Source organism: Streptomyces sp. NPDC002232, from assembly GCF_042890295.1.
Lineage (GTDB): Bacteria > Actinomycetota > Actinomycetes > Streptomycetales > Streptomycetaceae > Streptomyces.
Genome location: NZ_JBIARV010000007.1, coordinates 404,341 through 421,242, shown reverse-complemented (window position 1 = coordinate 421,242; position 16,902 = coordinate 404,341). Strand labels below are relative to the sequence as shown.

The 16,902-nt window shown below is 69.5% G+C and carries 16 protein-coding genes and 3 pseudogenes; 10 read left to right on the top strand and 9 right to left on the bottom strand.

The features are described 5' to 3' along the window. Positions 1-17: 17 nt before the first annotated feature. Positions 18-458 (bottom strand): Lrp/AsnC family transcriptional regulator, encoded by a 441-nt coding sequence (locus tag ACFYXU_RS33640; RefSeq protein ID WP_329854593.1) that lies wholly within the window; start codon positions 456-458, stop codon positions 18-20. 224 nt (positions 459-682) lie between these two features. Between ACFYXU_RS33640 and ACFYXU_RS33635 the strand changes: the two genes are divergently transcribed. Beyond that, positions 683-1,054 (top strand): hypothetical protein, encoded by a 372-nt coding sequence (locus ACFYXU_RS33635; RefSeq protein ID WP_329854594.1) that lies wholly within the window; start codon positions 683-685, stop codon positions 1,052-1,054. A gap of 10 nt (positions 1,055-1,064) precedes the next feature. Here ACFYXU_RS33635 and ACFYXU_RS33630 read toward each other — a convergent pair whose 3' ends face one another. The 5 genes from ACFYXU_RS33630 to ACFYXU_RS33610 form a co-directional block, all read right to left on the bottom strand. Then, a complete protein-coding gene (locus ACFYXU_RS33630; protein WP_389461401.1) occupies positions 1,065-2,156 on the bottom strand; it encodes a phosphotransferase family protein in 1,092 nt (363 codons plus the stop codon). Positions 2,157-2,166: 10 nt separating this feature from the next. Continuing rightward, positions 2,167-3,228: a hypothetical protein gene (locus ACFYXU_RS33625; protein WP_376514259.1), complete on the bottom strand. Its 1,062-nt coding sequence runs from the start codon at positions 3,226-3,228 to the stop codon at positions 2,167-2,169. 751 nt (positions 3,229-3,979) lie between these two features. Next, positions 3,980-5,167 (bottom strand): acyl-CoA dehydrogenase family protein, encoded by a 1,188-nt coding sequence (locus tag ACFYXU_RS33620; protein ID WP_389461399.1) that lies wholly within the window; start codon positions 5,165-5,167, stop codon positions 3,980-3,982. A gap of 100 nt (positions 5,168-5,267) precedes the next feature. Continuing rightward, positions 5,268-5,414: an SCO1431 family membrane protein gene (locus ACFYXU_RS33615; RefSeq protein ID WP_361405266.1), complete on the bottom strand. Its 147-nt coding sequence runs from the start codon at positions 5,412-5,414 to the stop codon at positions 5,268-5,270. Positions 5,415-5,636: 222 nt separating this feature from the next. Further along, entirely contained in the window at positions 5,637-6,458 is an 822-nt protein-coding gene (locus tag ACFYXU_RS33610) for a hypothetical protein (RefSeq protein WP_389408721.1), read from the bottom strand. 181 nt (positions 6,459-6,639) lie between these two features. Between ACFYXU_RS33610 and ACFYXU_RS33605 the strand changes: the two genes are divergently transcribed. From ACFYXU_RS33605 to ACFYXU_RS33590, 4 genes are all read left to right on the top strand, one after another. Next, positions 6,640-7,362, top strand: a complete 723-nt coding sequence (locus ACFYXU_RS33605; protein WP_389461396.1) for an SDR family oxidoreductase — start codon at positions 6,640-6,642, stop codon at positions 7,360-7,362. A gap of 545 nt (positions 7,363-7,907) precedes the next feature. Next, positions 7,908-8,216: a hypothetical protein gene (locus ACFYXU_RS33600; protein ID WP_389461394.1), complete on the top strand. Its 309-nt coding sequence runs from the start codon at positions 7,908-7,910 to the stop codon at positions 8,214-8,216. Positions 8,217-8,578: 362 nt separating this feature from the next. Then, the gene (locus ACFYXU_RS33595; RefSeq protein WP_389461392.1) at positions 8,579-9,052 is read left to right on the top strand and encodes a DUF6228 family protein; all 474 of its coding nucleotides are present in this window, start codon (positions 8,579-8,581) and stop codon (positions 9,050-9,052) included. A 463-nt stretch (positions 9,053-9,515) separates the two neighbouring features. Then, positions 9,516-9,884 (top strand): hypothetical protein, encoded by a 369-nt coding sequence (locus ACFYXU_RS33590; protein ID WP_389461390.1) that lies wholly within the window; start codon positions 9,516-9,518, stop codon positions 9,882-9,884. Here the strand turns inward: ACFYXU_RS33590 and ACFYXU_RS33585 are convergent. Further along, positions 9,845-10,327, bottom strand: a pseudogene (locus tag ACFYXU_RS33585) (DUF4240 domain-containing protein). The gene ACFYXU_RS33590 and the pseudogene ACFYXU_RS33585 overlap by 40 nt on opposite strands. Before the next feature lie 203 nt (positions 10,328-10,530). Here ACFYXU_RS33585 and ACFYXU_RS33580 point away from each other — a divergent pair. From ACFYXU_RS33580 to ACFYXU_RS33570, 3 genes and pseudogenes are all read left to right on the top strand, one after another. Next, positions 10,531-10,800: a hypothetical protein gene (locus tag ACFYXU_RS33580; protein WP_389461388.1), complete on the top strand. Its 270-nt coding sequence runs from the start codon at positions 10,531-10,533 to the stop codon at positions 10,798-10,800. 446 nt (positions 10,801-11,246) lie between these two features. Next, positions 11,247-11,748, top strand: a pseudogene (locus tag ACFYXU_RS33575) (transposase family protein). Positions 11,749-11,831: 83 nt separating this feature from the next. Then, a complete protein-coding gene (locus ACFYXU_RS33570) occupies positions 11,832-12,533 on the top strand; it encodes a hypothetical protein (RefSeq protein WP_361405243.1) in 702 nt (233 codons plus the stop codon). Positions 12,534-12,574: 41 nt separating this feature from the next. Here the strand turns inward: ACFYXU_RS33570 and ACFYXU_RS33565 are convergent, their stop codons facing one another. Further along, positions 12,575-13,513 carry a hypothetical protein gene (locus ACFYXU_RS33565; RefSeq protein ID WP_389461385.1) on the bottom strand — a complete coding sequence of 313 codons (939 nt, stop codon included), beginning with the start codon at positions 13,511-13,513 and terminating at the stop codon, positions 12,575-12,577. A 113-nt stretch (positions 13,514-13,626) separates the two neighbouring features. Between ACFYXU_RS33565 and ACFYXU_RS33560 the strand changes: the two are divergent. Continuing rightward, positions 13,627-14,138 (top strand): annotated as a pseudogene (locus tag ACFYXU_RS33560) (transposase family protein); the annotation flags it as partial. A gap of 258 nt (positions 14,139-14,396) precedes the next feature. Further along, entirely contained in the window at positions 14,397-15,494 is a 1,098-nt protein-coding gene (locus ACFYXU_RS33555; protein ID WP_389461383.1) for a tyrosine-type recombinase/integrase, read from the top strand. Here ACFYXU_RS33555 and ACFYXU_RS33550 read toward each other — a convergent pair. After that, positions 15,447-16,850, bottom strand: coding sequence for a peptidase C39 family protein (locus tag ACFYXU_RS33550; RefSeq protein ID WP_389461381.1), 1,404 nt, complete (start codon positions 16,848-16,850; stop codon positions 15,447-15,449). The genes ACFYXU_RS33555 and ACFYXU_RS33550 overlap by 48 nt on opposite strands. Positions 16,851-16,902 lie beyond the last annotated feature (52 nt).

The following is a 16,902-nucleotide window of genomic DNA, read 5'->3' as shown; positions in this document are numbered from 1 at the left end:
AGCGCGCGCAGGGGACGTCAGATGCGCGGCGGCCTGGCCTCGTAGGGCGTGGACAGGACGACGGTCGTGCGGCTGGAGACGCCGGCCTGGGAGCGGATGCGGCTCAGCAGGTGCTCCAGCTCCAGCGGGGTCGCGACGCGGACCTTCAGGATGTAGTTCTCGTCACCCGCGACGCTGTGGCAGGCCTCGATCTCGGGGATGTCGGCGAGCCGGTCGGGGGTGTCGTCGGGGGAGCTGGGGTCGAAGGGTTTGACCGAGATGAACGCGGTGAGGGGGAGCCCGACGGCCTCCGGGTCGACGACGGCGGCGTAGCCGCGGATGACACCTCGCTGCTCCAGGCGGCGGACGCGCTGATGCACCGCCGACGTGGACAGGCCCGTGGCCTTGCCCAGGTCGGTGTAGCTCATCCGCCCGTCCCTGACGAGCAACTCCACGATCTGACGATCCAGCTCCTCCATGCGGTGACCCTATGACCCCGGACGGATCGGGGCACAGCCGGGGGCGGCCCGTATGGGCCGCTATGGGCGGTCACGGGGCACCTGCGACAGGCATGTGACGAACGCCACAAGTTCGCACCGAGCCTTGGAGAGTGCCTCACGGTTATGCGGAGGTCCGTATGGGAAGTGCTTGCTGTGGTCGAGGCCGCACAGATCCGGCCGACCCAGCCGAGGGGGAGTTCCCAATGCAGGAGCCTGTTGATTCGGTCGACACGTCCGACGAGCTCGACGCGTACGACACCTTTGAGATGTTCCGGGTCATCTGCCCGGAGTGCGTGCAGCCGATCGCGCTGCTCGCGGACGAGGACGCGCTGCCGGAGCACGCGCTCTGCCCGACGCCGTGGAACCCCTTCGTCCTCACGGTCTGCCCGGGCACGGGCCTCGCCGCCGCCGCGGCCCGCCCCGCCGACGAGGACGTCCTGGGCGTCCAGGAGCAGGACACCGCGCTGCTCCTGACGCTCCCCCAGGGACTCGACTGGCGCACGCAGCCCTTCTCGCACGTCGGCGGTCCGGGCTCGCGTCCGATCCGGGTGCCGCAGATGCGGCGCGCGGCCTGAGGCCGTCCCGCTACCAGTAGCTTCCCCGCACCATCGCCGCGAGCGTGGCGTGGTGCAGGATCAGGCCGTCCGGGTCACCGGGCACCTCGACCTCGCCGAAGTGGGCCTGGCGGTACGCGATCCTCAGCATCACGATCGCGTGCCGCAGCGCCGCGTAGAGCGTGTGGAACTCCATGTCGCGCGGGGTGTGGCCGGTCAGCTCCGCGTACCGCCGTTCGACCGCGTCACGGCGCAGGAAGCCGGGGAGTCCGGGCTGGCCGAAGCCGACGGTCAGGTCCTGGAAGAAGCGGTGCAGGTAGACCGCCCAGCCGAGGTCGACCTCGCGGGGGGCGTGCGCCGCCATCTCCCAGTCGAGGACGGCGGCGGGCGTGAATCCGTCGTAGACGATGTTTCCGATGCGGGCGTCGCCCCAGGCGAGCACGGCGGGGCCCTCGTCGACCGGCCAGTGCTCCTCCAGCCAGGCGAAGCCCGACTCGATGAGCGGCGAGGGCGCGATCCCGTCCACCACCCAGGCGTAGTAGGCGCGTTGGGCGTCGACGTGACGGCGCAGCGGGCTCCCGGCACCCTCGGGCAGCAGGAACTCGGCCTCCTCCGCGGGGAACTGGTCGTGCAGTCTCGCGAGGACGGAGACGGACTCGGCCTCCAGGACGGCGCGCTCGGCGTCGGTGGCGGCGTGCAGCCAGTTCCCCTCGTACGTGTAGGGCATGACGTCCGGCGGGACGCGGCCCTCGGCGCGGGCCATCACGAAGAACGGGGCGCCGAGCGGTTCGGGGTCCTCCTCGAGCCAGAGCACCCGGGGCACGGGCACGTCGGTGTGCTCGCCCACGAGCCGCATCACCCGGTGCTGGCGGGCCATGTCGTAGACGGGGAAGACGGTGTACGCGGCGGGGTCGGCGGCGAGCCGCAGGGCGCAGCCGCGCACGGGGGCGTCCGGGTGGTCGATGTCGAAGAGCAGGGTCTCGCTCGACATGCCGTTGGAGCCGGGGACGGCGACGCCGTCGACCGTGGCTCCGGGCAGGTGCCGGTCCAGCCAGGCGGTGAGCCGCCGACCGAGCTCCTCGGGCTCACGGGTGGTGGTGCGCGGGCGCGGGGCGGTGGCCAAGGGGCGCTCCTCAGAGGGCGGTGGACGTGTGGTCGGCGAAGCCGCTGGGGTCGTGGCGGCCGAAGGAGCCGTGCTCGAAGATGCCGTGGCCGGTGCGGCCGTCGAGGGTGAAGCGGGCGGCGTGGTCGGTGACGCCGTAGGCCGCCATGGGGTGGGCGGCGGGGTCGGAGAGGTCGTAGACGCGGCGGTCGGTCCAGCCCCGGCCCTGCCAGGTGCCGTGCTGCCAGTCGGTGGCGGGCGGGTAGCCGGCGCCAACGGCGAGCGGGGAGGAGGCGAGGATCTCGACGCCGATCTCCAGGGGCTTGCCCGCCGGGTCGGTGAGGTGGATCGTGGCCCGCTCGGGATGGCGGGTGCCGGGGCGGTACGCGATCTCGGTGCGGGGCCAGCCGAGCTGGGCGTCGCGCCGGCCGTCGCGTACGAGAAGAGCCTCGTTGAGGGTGCGGTAGCCGTCGGCGTCCTCCTGCGCGATGACCATGAGGAAGCGGTCGTCGAAGCGCATCGGGATCCAGAGCCAGTGGAAGCCCTCGGGGCGGAACTCGGCGGCGCGTCCGGGTTCCTCGCCGGGGATCGGGCGGACGCCCCAGCTCCGGTCGCGGGTGCCGGTCCACTCCCCCGCCGTGACGGTGAACTCCTCGCCGCCGGCCCTGATGGTGCCCTCGCAGTGCCCCGCCTGGACGAAGCGGCGGCCTTCGAGGGTGAGCCGGCCGCCGTGGCGCTGGGTGTGGTGGGGCTCCCAGACGGTGGGGAAGTCGCCGGTCCAGGTGAGGGCGAAGGAGAGCCCGTCGGGGTCCTCGGGGTCGGCCGCGCAGTGCAGCGAGAGCCGCTTGAGGGGTTCGTCGACGGTGATGGTCAGCGGGCCGACGGAGAGGTCCGTCCGGTCGTCGCCGAGGGCGTCGGAGGCACGGACGGCATGCAACCGGTCGCCGGTGCGCAGGGTGGCGTAGGCGTCGATGACCCCGGCGTTGGGGTAGACCCCGAGGCCGGCGATGAGCAGGGCGCGCCCGCTGTGGTCGAAGACGTGGAAGATGCACCGGTCGTAGGCGTTGCGGTCGCCGCTGACGTGGTGCTTCATCGAGAGCGGTGCCTGGTGCACGGGGTATTCGTCGAGCGCGACGGGCCGGTCGTCGTCCACGGCTGACCTCCTGATCGGCAAGCGGGATCTGACGGTACGTCAGTTCTTGTCCGGGGGGCCAGAGTCGTGCAGCGGGTACTGGGCGAACTGCCGCTCGAATCCGCTCGGCGGTGACCCGGGCGGCCCGGAGGGCGTTGGTCGGGCATGACGACGCTGTACACCACTCCCAGCGGTTACGGTCGGCACCGGCAGGCCGGACCGCGCGGTGAAGAATCGGTTCCGCAGGCGACGCCGACCGTGATGACGCCGGCACCGGTGGCGGCACCCGCACCCGCCCCGGCGGCCGTCACCGCCCCCGCTCCCCTGCCCGCCCCCGCCCCTCGACCGGCTCCCCACCCGCTCCCCGCCCCGACTCCCGTCCCGGTCTCGGCGCCGGCGCCCGTCCCGGCTCCCGCTCCGGTACCGGTGCCGGTCCCGGTACCGACCCAGATGCAGGGGCAGGTCCAGGGGTACGGGCACGGGCACATGAGGCCCCCCGTGCCCGTCCCGGTCCCCGTACCGACGCAGGTGCAGGGTCACGGGCAGGGTCACGGGCAGCCGCACATGAGGCCTCCTGTCCCCGCCGACCCGCCCATCTACCGGGACGTGCTCTCGCTCTGGGCCAGCCAGGGGCGCACCCTGCCCGGCCGCCGTGACCAGGAGTGGACGCGGCTGGCGGCGGGACCGGTCTGGGTGGACCGCACCGTGCGGGTCAGCGGGACTCTGGTCCGACCAGGTGACGGGCGATGACCACGCGCTGGATCTGATTGGTCCCCTCGACGATCTGGAGCATCTTCGCCTCCCGCAGGTACCGCTCCACGGGGAAGTCCGCCGTGTAGCCGTAGCCGCCCAGCACCTGCACCGCGTCCGTCGTGACCCGCATGGCGGCGTCCGTGCAGAAGAGCTTCGCCATCGCGGCGCACCGCCCGAAGGGCCGGCCCTCGTCCCGGAGCCGCGCCGCCTCCAGGTACAGCGCCCGGCCGGCCTCGACCTGGGTCGCCATGTCCGCCAGCAGGAAGCGGAGCCCCTGGAAGTCGGCGATCGGCCGGCCGAACTGGCGGCGCTCCCGCGCGTACCCGACGGCCTCGTCCAGAGCCGCCTGGGCCAGACCCACGGCGCAGGCGGCGATGCCGAGCCGCCCCGAGTCCAGGGCGTCGAGCGCGATCGCGAAGCCCTGCCCCTCGGCGCCGAGACGGCGGTCGTCGGCGACCCGCACCCCGTCGAAGTGGAGCTGCGCGGTGGGCGAGCCCTTCATGCCCATCTTGTGCTCGGGGGGCGCGGCGCTCAGCCCCGGCGCGTCCCCCGGCACCAGGAAGGCCGTGATGCCGCGCGCGCCCGCGCCGCCGGTGCGGGCCATGACCGTGCAGAAGTCCGCGATGCCGCCGTGGGTGATCCAGGCCTTGGTCCCGTCGATCACCCAGTCCCCCGCCGCCTCTCCCTCCGTGTCCCGGACGGCGCGGGTCCGCAGGGCCGCCGCGTCCGATCCGGCGGAGGGTTCGGAGAGGCAGTACGCGCCGAGGAGCCCGCCGCCCAGCATCGCGGGCAGGTGCGCGGCCCGCTGGGCATCGGTGCCGTAGCCCGCGAGCGCGTGGCAGGACAGGGTGTGGACGCTCGCCCCGAGCCCGACGGTGAGCCGGGCGGCGGCGAGCTCCTCCAGGACCTGGAGGTAGACCTCGTAGGGCTGGCCGCCCCCGCCGTACTCGGGGTCGTACGGCAGTCCGAGCAGCCCGGAGCGGGAGAGCAGTGCGAAGAGCTCGCGAGGGAAGCGGCCGGCGGCCTCCTCCTCCGCGGCATGCGGGGCGATCTCCCGGCGGGCGATGTCCCGCACGAGGGAGAGCAGCTCACGGGCCTCGTCGGTGGGCAGCCGGCGCTCCACGCCGTCCGCGGTGCTGTCGGCCATGACCGGACGCTCCTCCCTGCCGGGCGCGCGCGGGGCGCGGCGATCGGGGGGAGTATGCCCGTTCCGTACCGCCGGATCACGCGGCGGCCCGGGTCTCACCTCACATGAGGCCCGCCCGGGTGACGAGGACGGCGAGCAGCACGACGAGGGTCCAGCCGAGGACGTGCTCCAGGATCTTGGGGCCGTCCTCGCGGGGACCGCCCGTCCGGGCGCGGGCGAGGAGGCGGGCGTGGGTGGCGGAGGTCATGCCGACCACCTTGCGCCACGGCCGCACCCCCGGAGTAGGACGTCGGTCACGTCCTCGCGGCGCTACGGGGCCACCCCGACCGCCCCCGAGGGCCATCGACCCCTTGCGCCGCGCGGCCGAACGCCGCTCGCGCGATCACCGTCCCCGGCCTCCGGCTGTGCCGCACACCACGTCGCCGCCGAGCCGGCCACCCGGCCCGCACCCGCCGACCACGGCACCGCCCTAGTCGACGAGCTCCGCCGTGACGGGCTCGGGGACATCAGCGACATCAGTGGCTCCCCCGCTCTCGGCCCGGAGCGTCGGCTTCGTCAGCTCCAGGCTGGCGAGGTGCTTCTTGAGCCGCTTGGCCATGGGGAGGTAGGTGGCCAGCGTGAGCCCGCCGGAGACCACGGCGCCGACGACGGGGATCGCCTTGGAGACGGTCTTCGCGAAGGTCTGCTTCGTCATCTGGACGCCGAGGTAGCCCGCGACCTTCTTCACGAGGGGGTAGACGACGCCCTGCGTGAGCGCCTTCTGGGGCAGCTTCCTGGCGGCCTGCTTCGACATCATCCCGGCGATCTTCCCCACGGCGGTGTTCGCCGACTGGGTACCGAACATCACGCCGATGAAGAGCGTGAGCATTCCCTTGGTCGCGTCGTCGAGGTCGTCGGCGTCACCGGCGAACAGATCGGGCCAGCTGTAGAGGTAGGCGAGCTTCTGCACGATGCGCAGCATGTGGCCGAAGTACTGCGCCACGTCGGCGGGCATGGTGGCGGGAAGGAGGAGCAGACCGGGTATTCCGGCGGCCGCGGAGAGGGCGCTGGCCTTGGCCGTCTCGTAGCCGATGGAGTCGTTGGCCGCCTTGTCCAGGACCTCCAGGGAGATGCCCGCGGCCGCCGGGCTCGCCTCGATCGCCCTGCGGATCTCGTCCTCGGAGCAGTAGCGCCCCAGCGCCTTCCGGAGGTACGCGTCCCGGTCGATCCGCACCCCGGGAAGCCGCGCCGCACCCACCAGCACCGCGGTGAAGCGGGACTCAGGACTGTCGATCGTCTTGCTCATGGCCATGGGCCAGAAACTACAACACCCCGCGGAGTAGGGGGTCTTGTTCGACGCATCCGACCGGGGGGGGTGAGCGGTCGCCTCGGACGCACCCGGCGAGGCGGGCCGCTCGTGGTGCCCGCGGCCTCGTGGCGTGGTGTTCTGGAAGAGGAATGTCCCGGTTTCCTATGACCTCGGAGAACTCCTCATGACCAAGCCTCTGGTCGTCGTCACCGGTGCCAGCTCGGGGATCGGTGCTGCCACCGCTCGCCTCCTCTCCCCTCAGGGACACCCGCTCCTGCTCCTGGCCCGACGGCTGGAGCGCCTGGAGGCCCTGGACCTGCCGCTGACCCTGTGCCGGAAGGTGGACGTCACCGACCGCCCCCGTGTGGAGGAGGCCGTGCGCGAGGCGGAGGAGCGGTTCGGCCCCGCGGACGCGATCGTCAACAACGCCGGGGCCATGTTGCTGGGCCGTGTCGCCGATCAGCCGGTCGAGGAGTGGGACCGGATGATCGACCTCAACATCAAGGGAGTGCTGTACGGCACGCGTGCGGTGCTGCCGGGCATGCTGGGCCGGCGGGCCGGCACGATCATCAACGTCAGCTCGATCGCCGGCCGCAAGACCTTCCCCAACCACGCCGCGTACGTCGCGACGAAGTTCGCGGTGCACGCCCTGTCGGAGAACCTGCGGGAGGAAGTCGCCGCGTCGGGCGTGCGGGTCGTGACGATCGCACCGGGCGCCGTTGAGACCGAGCTGCTCTCCCACACCAGCAGCGAGGAGATCAAGAGCGACTACCAGGCGTGGAAGGAGTCCGCGGGCGGCGCGCTCGATCCACAGGTGGTGGCCGAGGCCATCCTCTACGCCTACCGCCAGCCCCCGAACGTCACCGTTCGTGAGATCGTTCTCGCCGCCACCGGCCAGGAGGGCTGAAGGGGGTTCGCCCCTGCCTCCCCTCAGAGTCAACGGCAGCGACCAGGCCCACCTCCCGACCCGCGATCTCCTCACCAGCGGTCTCCGCGCACGGGCATTGCACAGCTCCGCAGCCCTTTCCCTCCGCTTCCGACCTGTGGTCCGCGTGCCATCCGTAGGAGACTCGGGCCGTGACGTCACGGTTACGCGGGCGATTCGGCGAGGCCGCGTCGCTTCTGTTCGCCTTGCTCCTGATCGGGGTCGGGGCACGCTCCAGAGGCCCCCGTCAGAGCACCCTCAAGAAGATCGCCGCTTCGGAGGAGGTCCGGCGAAAGCGGGCGTGCGCCGAGCACGAACTGCGGGCGCGGGCCGAGGAGATCGTTCGCTCGTCCCCGTGGGGGCCGGCGCTACGCACCACCGTGGTCGACTCATGCACTCGGGGCGGAGGCAAGAACCACCTCGACCAGAAGGCACCGAAGCAACCCGCCCTGTACTGCCAGATGCGGCTCCACTTGTACTTCGTCGTGGACCGTCCCGTCCCTCAGGTCCTCCGGGACCTCCGGTCCATGAAGACGCCCACCCCGTGGACCGAGGCATCGATCTATAGCGCGATGCGGTACTACGAGAGCAATGCCTACGAGAAGCCGCACGCCTACCTGCCGTCGATCAGGTCCCGTACCGGTGGGGAGAAGTTGACCTGGGACGCGCCCGGCGATGACGCGACGTTGAAGGTGCCCGAGCCCTGCCCAGGACGCAGGGCCGTGTTCAGCACCTGCGCGTCCGATCCCACCGAGCTCCGCCTCGCCTCGCTGCGCGAACGGCGGGGCACGCTGTTCGAGTGGACGCTGACCGCCGGGTATCTCACGGTGGCGTAGCGGCTGGGTAGGCGGGAGGGGTGCCGCCGCCGTCCGGGACGACGCCGCCCCGCAGCCACGCGACGACCTCCGCTGGACAAGGGTCGTGCAGTCCTTGATGGCGGTACCTTCCGGGCAGAGCTTGGCCATGCCCTCCAGCTTCTCCTCGCCGACCGTGATGCCGCACTGCATGACGGACCCGCCAACGGGGCCATCGCCCCCTCATCGATACGGATGAAGGTGTCCGGATTCCGTTGGCGGTGGCGGCGATCTTCCGCCGGACGCCGTGTACTTGGAACCCGATGAACAGCTGCATGTGCGTGCACGGCACCGGGCACAAAACCAGATGACGGTCGAGGTAGCGCTGACCTAGCGTTCCGTGCATGACATCCCCGGACGGCGACATCGACGGCAAGCCCTGCGTGACCATCCACTGCCAGGACAACTCGTCAGTAGGCGTGACGTTCTGCGACCGGTTCCGCTTCGACCAGGACTCCGTCCACTACGCCGTCGAAGCCTGGGCGCCCGGTCTGACCGCCCGTGTCAACGAGGTGGTCGCCTGGACCTGGGACAACGACCTCACCACATTCCTGGAGGAGCTGGCAGCGGGCTACCGGGGCTGGGATGGTGAACGGACCTGGCACACCATGGACCGCGACCTGGCTGTCTCGGCCGTCTTCCGCTCCGGCGGATACATCGGCCTGACCTGGACCATTCGCCCCTGGCGGAGCGCGGCGGGCGACTGGAGCACCTCGGTCACCACGTGGCTGGAGGCCGGCGAGCAGATGTCATGCCTCGCATCCGATGTCCGGCACTTCCTCGCCGGGGAGCGCACCGTCCTACCGCCAGGTCAATGACGTCCGGGTCTGCGTGCGAAACGCAATACAACAGCGATCACGACGACGAGGAAAGCGAGTTCAGCAACATGTTCGGCTCTTTGGACGTAGCTCAGGCTCTGCGTGGCGGGATACGCGACAGACGGCAGGCCTGGGACTTCGTCCGAGACTTCGCTGCAGCTTGGTCGGCGCCGCTGGGTGACGACTCCGGCACTCAAGGAGCGGAGTTGGAGCAGGCCGAGGCAGCCCTCGGGTTCCGCTTGCCAGTGGCGCTGCGCGAGGGCTATTCGCTTCTCGGTGCGACACGGCACGATCTCACGGGTAACCAAGATCCGCTGCTGCCACCATCCGAGCTCTTCGTGCACGACGAGTTCGGAGGAGTGCTGGTCTTCCGTAGCGAGAACCAAGGATGTGCCTTCTGGGGTGTTCGTCTTCGAGACCTCAATCAGGACGATCCGCCGGTGTTCGTGCAGTCGCGGGACGGTTGGATCCCCTTTTTCTGGAGCAGATCTCCCTCGCCTGGGTCGAACTTGTCCTCAGCGAGACGCTGTTCAGCGACAACCGGCTCTACAACGCGTGTGAGCTGCCCGCGGAGCTGATCCATGAGATACCGCGGCTGTTCACGCACGCCGAGCTGCCCGACTACCCGATGTGGACAGGGGTCGAGGAGGCACCCGTGCGCTGGTTCTCTGCACCTGGAAAGCTCCTGCGGTTGGACGGGCAGGGTGACCACAGCTTGCTGCACGTTCGGGGAAGGACAGCCGCCGACCTCGAGGCGATCTACGCGACCGTCCCCGGGCAATGGGCATGCGGTTACTCCCCACTCCCCGAAGCCGACGAGCTGCCCTTCTGAGTGAGTGACCGCAGGGGAAACATCGCGCTCAGTCTCGGCAGTCTGCGCACTGCCTCGTCCTCGCAGCGCACGTCCCACCGCTCGCCAAGCGGCCCGGAGCTTCCCTCTTCGTCGCTCTGCTCGGCGTCGACGGCCTCGTAGAACGCTTCGCCACACTCGTCGTCGACGTCGGTCAGGATCCCGAACGCATCCATGGCGACATAGTCGAGCGACTCCCAATCCGGCCAGTCGTCGTCCCACATCTCCCGCGGACAGCCCACCAGGCGCTGGACCTCCGGAGTGTCGGCCAGGGCATCGGGGTTTACCACCGCTTGGGAGAACGATTCCCGACCGAGACTCGCCATCTACAGGCCGAAATAGCAGAACCCGTCGTCCGAACACCAGCCGCCGAAGATCCGGTCCGCGGCTGCCCACAGGTCCCACGTGAGCGCTTCGTGCGTCACCTCGTCCAAGCGCACCTGGAACTGCACGACACCTCTGCCAGCGACCTTCGCGACAATTCGCCACGCAGCCACGGAAGCCGTTCGTCCTGTCCCCGCGACTGCCGCTGGCACTCTTCGATGAGCGCCCAGAATGGGGTGATGTCCACGGCGGCACTGTGCCAGGCGCCTCTGACAACACCCGGTCCACGGACTATGTTCGAGCGGTGGAGAATCCGGAGTTCATCATCAAGCTCACCCCGGATGAGGCGCTGGTCCTGTCGAACTGGCTGGAGCAGGTGCAAATGACGGACCTCAGCCGTCTTGTCGACGACGCGGCGGTCTGGGCGCCCCTTCACCGTATTGCCGGAACACTCGACAAGTCGCTGCCCGGGATCTTTGCGACGGACTACGCCGAACGTCTGGACGCGGCCCGCCGCAGGCTTCGCCCCGCTCCGGAAGACGACACCGATGATCGCGAGGGGGCAGACACATGAGACCCCTCGCGGAGATGACCGAGCGCCTACGTCGGCAAGCCCTCCTTCCACATGCTGACCGCGCTCCTTACCGGCTACGACCAGCACGCGATGCGGCACGGTGGTCACGGCTTCACCGGCTGACACGACTGGCTCGTCGCCCGTCGGGGACGTGACTGGAGCCACGCCTGGCCTGGCCAAGTCCTCCACATCACCTTCCCGGACGGCTGGGACGGCGTCTCGAACCTTCCATCTGAGGACGAGCAGCGTGCGATCAGAGTCCTGTTCGAGCTCCTCGATGAGTTCGCGACTGAGCGCGAAGCGGCGCAGGGTCCACAAACCTCGGACTGACTGAACCTCTTCCAACCTCAGGGGTGGCTGGGCTGGCAGCCCCGGCGGTGGGCACGAAGAAAGCTCCTGGTAGACGGGTTCACGATCAAGATCACCAGTCCGCCAGGAGCTTTCGCGTGCTTGTCTACCCGTCCGGCATGGATCTGTCCAGCCGCACTCTGGGGCATCTCTCCAGCCTTCTCGCAGGTCACCGTCTTCGGATAGGTTCACGCTGGCGTCGCCTGACCTGCGGCCGGCAGGCGCTGCTCGTCCTGGCCCACCTGCGCCGCGGCGACACCTACGCTCGCCTTGCCGCGGGCTTCCGCATCGGGATCGCCACGGCCTACCGCTACATACGCGAGGCCGTCGACCTGCTGGCCGCCCTCGCGCCCACGCTGCGCAGACGACATCAAGTGCTGGGCCGACAAGGCGTACCAGGGCGTCGGCCCTGCGATCCGTGGCATACACCTGCGCGACTGGCGCCGACGCCACAATCGCGATCCCGCCAAGATCCGCAGCCTCGGTGAACGCGCCATGGCCATCCTCAAGTCTTGGCGGCTCCTGCGCAAACTCCGCTGCAGCACCACGCGGATCACAGCCTCTGTCCGTGCCGTCGTTGCCCTCGAACTCGCCACCTGATCAAGATGGGAAGGGCTCCCTGCGCCGATGGCTGGCTGGCACTGTGACGGTCCGCTCGCAGGATGCTCGTAGGCTTGAATGCCATGACGACGCGGATAGCGGGGGATCAGGTGCTCAATCCGTGGACCCGCACGACCAGGAACGCTCCGTACGCGGTCCCCGAAGACCTGCCGCACTTGCAAGCCCTCGCCGACACCCAAGTCCACCCCTCACACGCGCCGTACCAGCTCAACCTGACACTCCCGCCGGAGCCGTTCATCGGCCTCCACGACGCGCCCCTGGTCATGCTGCTGGCCAACCCAGGCGTGAGCGACGCAGACCCGGCCGCCTACGCCCGGCCCGGCGTGACCGAGCGAACCCTGCAACACATCGCGAACGCCGGCGGGACCCCCAACCACTTCTTGACGCACCATGACAAGGACCATCCCGGACTCCGGTGGTGGTCCCGGGCTCTGAACGGCCTGACGAAGCAGGGGCACAGTCACGACGAACTCGCCCGGCAGATCCTTGCCGTCCAGTTCCACGGCTACCATTCGCAATCGTGGCGGCCGATCCCGTACACACTGCCCTCTCAGTCCTTCGCCTTCTACCTGGTGCGCCGCGCCATGTCCCGTGATGCGGTGATCGTCCTCGGGCGCATCGCGGACACCTGGAAGATCGCCGTGCCGGAGCTGGCGTCGTATCCGAATGTGGTGACCCCGAAACAAAACCGGAGCGTGCAGATCAGCCGGGGCAACTTCAGCCCTGAGAATTTCGAGCGGATCGAGCAAGCCCTCAAGAGCTGAGCACTCGCGGCGATGCGGTGCGCGCCCAGCGGGAAGGGCGGTCAGAGGTTGGCACGCACTTCGGCCAGTTTCACGTCTGCCGCCCGCATCTCCCCGCATGCCTGCGGGTGCCTCTGATCCATCTCCTCAAGAAGTACTGGCGACTTGGACAGAGCCGTAGTCGCCTTCCGGTCCAGTTCGGCGTCGAACTCATACGGCTTTTGCGAACCGATGGGCGCCGGTCGCGGCGACGACTTCACATGCGCCATCGCCGCGATCTTTCCTTCGACCCCGCCGAAGTAGATCCACAGCCGGTCGCCGTCCCTCATCCGCTTCAGCGGTTTCCCGAGCCACCACTCGGTCGGACCGGAGTCTTCGCGCGCCAGGCTCGCGACCCGCGCTGGGGTGGAGGGGCCGTTCTCGATCGTGTCGCGCTCCGGGTCCAGGCAGTACAGCCAGTCCCGAGGGCTGACGACCTGGTAGACGGCACGTCCGCCTCGGTTCGGAATTTTTTCCAGCACCTCCTGCTCGGCCAGCGCCCGCAGTAGTGCGCGGGCCCGCTTGTCGTCGATCTCCCAGCCGTAGCTGTTCATGGTGGCGACGACGCGTGCCGAGTCCCACTCTCCGTCCTCGCCGGTCACCCGGCTCTCCAGCACCTCCACCTGGGTCAGCCGTGTTTGATTGCGTGGCCGGCCGTGCCGTTCCAGCAGGTCGTACAGCTTTGCCGCGCCCATGCTCGCGGCGATGCCGAGGGCGCTCCGGTCCACGGTGCCGCTTTCGTCGACCGCCACGATGGCCCTCTCCCGCCAATCCTCCAGGCCCTCCAGCAGTCTGGTCACGACTGCGATGTCCCGCCACAGGTCATGAGGCGCGGCCTGCTCCGACAGCAGCACCTTGTGTTGCAGTGCGGCGCGCACCACTCGGGCGAGCTGGTCGGAGGAGATCACGACGCTCTCCTGGCTTCCGTCGTCACCGAAATTGAAGTCAACCCGCGTGGCCACGCCAACTCCTCATCTCCGAATTGGAGAGGAGGTTACATCCTGTCTCTGTCGGCGCGCCACTGGGCAGTTGGGTATCTCGAAGCGACGATCAGGTCGCGGGCACGGTCCGGCGTGAGGCCATCGAGGTCCTGGCCGCCCGCGCCCCGCCACTGGCCGAGGACATGAAGACCACCACAGCCAAGGCGTGCGTCATCCTGGACGGCACACTGCTACCTATCGGCAAGATCACCGTCGAAACCCCGTACTACTCGGGCAAACGTGAACGGGACGGCATGAACGTTTAGGTCCTCACATTCGGCCGACCACTGTGGGGCTTGCCCGGGCCCAAGACCTGACCGCTGCCCGCTAGCGCGGGATCATCGACGCACTCGCCGCCGCGGGACTGAAGATGCTGGGCGGACAAGGCGTACCAAGGTGCCTGGCGGCACATCCGAGTCCCCTTCCGGGGCCGTCGGCTCAAGCGCTGGAAGCGACGGCGCAACAACAGCCACGCCAAGATCCGGGGCGTCGGCGAGCAGGCCATGGCCGTCTTGAAGGCTGGCGCCTCCTGCGGAAGCTTCGCTGCACCAACCGGAGCACCGATTTCGTGAAGGCCGTCCTCGTGTTTCACTACGCCTCAAGGTGAGGTTGGAAAAGGCTCACTGAGGTACCGGGGGGCCGGACCGCATCCGTCTCGCTCAAGGCGGCCTATCGCCGGTCACGGCCTCGGCGTGGTTCACCTTCGATGAGATGGAGACAAATCTTGCCCGTCCAGCTCGGTGAGAACACATGTAGGAACCTTGCCTCGAACTCGGCGGGCCATGCCCGGACGACTTCCGACCAAGGGGTGTGTGAGTAGAGGTGGGTGAACAGGTTGGCTCAAATCATCGACAACGGTTCTGCCGTGTCCGGCAAGCGGTGGACCGTCCGCTACAGGGAACTGGGCGGACGCACCGGACGTCAGCGGGAGAAGTCGTTCGTGCGAAAGAAGGACGCGGTCGACTTCGCCACCAAGATGGAAGGCGACAAGCGCGAGAAGATCTACGTCGACCCCGACGCCGGCAAGGTGTCGCTCCGCCGGTACGCGGACGACTGGCTCGCGAAGAAGACCGCTTCCGCCGGCACCCTGGAGTCGTACGAGCGCATCGTCCGCCTCCACGTGGTCCCGCACCTGGGGAGCAAGATGATTTCGCAGGTCACCGCGGCAGACATCGAGGGTCTGTACGCAAGCTGGCGCCGGGATGGGGCGGCCCTCAACACCATCGAGTCCCGGCACATAGCCCTCTCGGCGCTGTTCTCCCACGCTGTGCGCCACAGGCGGATTCCCGTGAATCCCACGACGCAGGCCGAGAAGCTGGAGAACCCTGTCATTCCTGTCGACGACAGGAAACTTCCCAGCTTCGACGAGATAACCGCCATCGCCAAGGAGATCGGGCCTCGCCTGTCTCCGGCGGTATGGCTCATGACGTGTTGCGGACTTCGTATAGGGGAATCTCTGGGAGTCTTCCCGGAGGACATGCGTGACGGCACCCTGCGAATCCGGCGGCAGGTGATTCGCTACAAGGACACCACCGGAAAGTACACACCGAAATACGCCCCACTGAAACATCGGAAAGAAGGCGAGTGGCGCGACATACCCGTGCCTGCCTCCCTTGAACCGTTCATCGACCGGCTCCCGATCCGCAATGCGAGCGGCGGAATGCCGTATCCCGATCTTCTGCGCAAGTCGTGGGACCGCGCCATCAAGCGGCTCGAGCTTCCCGCATACAACCCGCACGACTTGCGGCACAGATGGACCACCGCGGCCCTGACCAACGAGTGTCCATCCACGAGGTGTCTCGCCGGCTCGGACATCGTTCGATCAAGGTCACGGTGGACCGGTACGGCCACCTCACGCAGGACGGCCAGGAGCGCTGCCGTCAGGTCGTCGAGACGGCCGTCGGGCCGCACATGCTCACACCAGGCCGAGCGTCCGCAGCACGCGGTGCCGACCCGGTGCTGAATCGACCGGCCAGAAGATGTAGCAGACGCCGCCCGTGCCACTTCTGACCTTGCCGTTCGCGTCGTAGCGCTTCGTGCGGAGCCAGATGTTCTCCCATTCGCGTCGGGCGTAGACCCGGCAGACCGCCTCGTTGCTCGGGGAGGCCGGGTCGTTCGCGATCACGTCGCCGGCCGGGGTGAAGCCGATGACCGTCATCAGGTGGCCCGCGGTGCCGTAACCGGCTCCGGTCAGTTCCTCCTTCAGGAAGGACTGGGACGTGATGACCGGGATGCCCGCCGCCACCAGCGATTCGAGTTCCGTCAGCGAGCGCAGGCGGGTGACCACGGCGTTCATGTCCGGGTAGGTGGCCGCGTAGGCGGCGTTGAAGGGCCAGTTGCCGCAGCCCTCGTACTGGTGGTCGTAGGTGTAACGCGCCGCGTGGCAGACCTGCGGGTCGGCGAAGGCCGGGTTCACCCAGGCCAGTTGTTCGGGCGAGGGGCGGCGGCCCCAGTACTCGACGATCATCTGGGAGGACGTCGGACTGCACCAGGCCTCGCCGCCGTTGTCGTACTCCGGGTACTGGCCGACGTGGGTGTTCTGGGAGTAGCGCGGGACCTCCAGCTCGTGGACCAGGCCGGGCTCCGAGGCCGGGACCGTGAAGCGGTCGGGGACATCGGAGGCCATGGCGCCGAACCGCCGGACCACCGGGGTCAGGTCGGTGCCCGGGGCGCGGTGGAGGGTCAGGCGCAGGCGGTACGAGCGCAGCCGCAGGCCGCTCGCCGCGTCGTCGATCGCGAAGGTGTCGGTCCAGACCGTGCTCTTCCCGTCGGTCTGGTCGTCGACCGAGGTGCGCCGGATGTCCTCGTCGCCGGAGGCCCAGCGGCCGAGCACGTACCAGGGGGTGCCGGTGCCGTCGGAGTACGTGCCGGACAGCTCGATCTGGAGCCAGGTGCCGGGGGGCGTCTCGGCGTTCCAGGAGGCGATGACCTCGGTGGCGGGCACGGCCGGGGTGTGGACGGGCGAGGTCCAGGTCGCGTACTCCCAGGCGGAGGTGCGGCCGGTGTGCGGGTCGGTGTAGTCGAGGCGCCCGGCGGGGGTGGCGAGGACCAGGGCGGGTCGCCGGCCGGCGACCGCCTTCGTACCGGCCGCCGTGCCGCACCTCCAGTCCGTGTACGTCGACCAGAAGCGGTTGTCGACGAGTGCGGCGGCGGGGGCGTGGCCCCGTTCGGCGCCGTTCCCTGCCGTGGGACCTGCCGTGGGACCGGAGTCCGCGGCCGGGGGGCCGCCGGCGGCGGTGGCGGGGCCGGCCGCGGCCGTTCCCGCGGCGGCCGCGAGCGCCGCGGCGAGGACGGTTCTGCGTGGGGTGGAGCTGGTCATGGGCGGTGACCCCCAGTCGAGAACTCGAGAGCGGTGGGCGTACGAGACCGTC

Coding starts and splice junctions, on each gene's coding strand:
- ACFYXU_RS33640 (WP_329854593.1), bottom strand. CDS start 458: ATGGAGGAGCTGGATCGTCAGATCGTGGAGTTGCTCGTCAGGGACGGG.
- ACFYXU_RS33635 (WP_329854594.1), top strand. CDS start 683: ATGCAGGAGCCTGTTGATTCGGTCGACACGTCCGACGAGCTCGACGCG.
- ACFYXU_RS33625 (WP_376514259.1), bottom strand. CDS start 3,228: ATGAAGCACCACGTCAGCGGCGACCGCAACGCCTACGACCGGTGCATC.
- ACFYXU_RS33620 (WP_389461399.1), bottom strand. CDS start 5,167: ATGGCCGACAGCACCGCGGACGGCGTGGAGCGCCGGCTGCCCACCGAC.
- ACFYXU_RS33615 (WP_361405266.1), bottom strand. CDS start 5,414: ATGACCTCCGCCACCCACGCCCGCCTCCTCGCCCGCGCCCGGACGGGC.
- ACFYXU_RS33610 (WP_389408721.1), bottom strand. CDS start 6,458: ATGGCCATGAGCAAGACGATCGACAGTCCTGAGTCCCGCTTCACCGCG.
- ACFYXU_RS33605 (WP_389461396.1), top strand. CDS start 6,640: ATGACCAAGCCTCTGGTCGTCGTCACCGGTGCCAGCTCGGGGATCGGT.
- ACFYXU_RS33600 (WP_389461394.1), top strand. CDS start 7,908: ATGAAGACGCCCACCCCGTGGACCGAGGCATCGATCTATAGCGCGATG.
- ACFYXU_RS33595 (WP_389461392.1), top strand. CDS start 8,579: ATGACATCCCCGGACGGCGACATCGACGGCAAGCCCTGCGTGACCATC.
- ACFYXU_RS33570 (WP_361405243.1), top strand. CDS start 11,832: ATGACGACGCGGATAGCGGGGGATCAGGTGCTCAATCCGTGGACCCGC.
- ACFYXU_RS33550 (WP_389461381.1), bottom strand. CDS start 16,850: ATGACCAGCTCCACCCCACGCAGAACCGTCCTCGCCGCGGCGCTCGCG.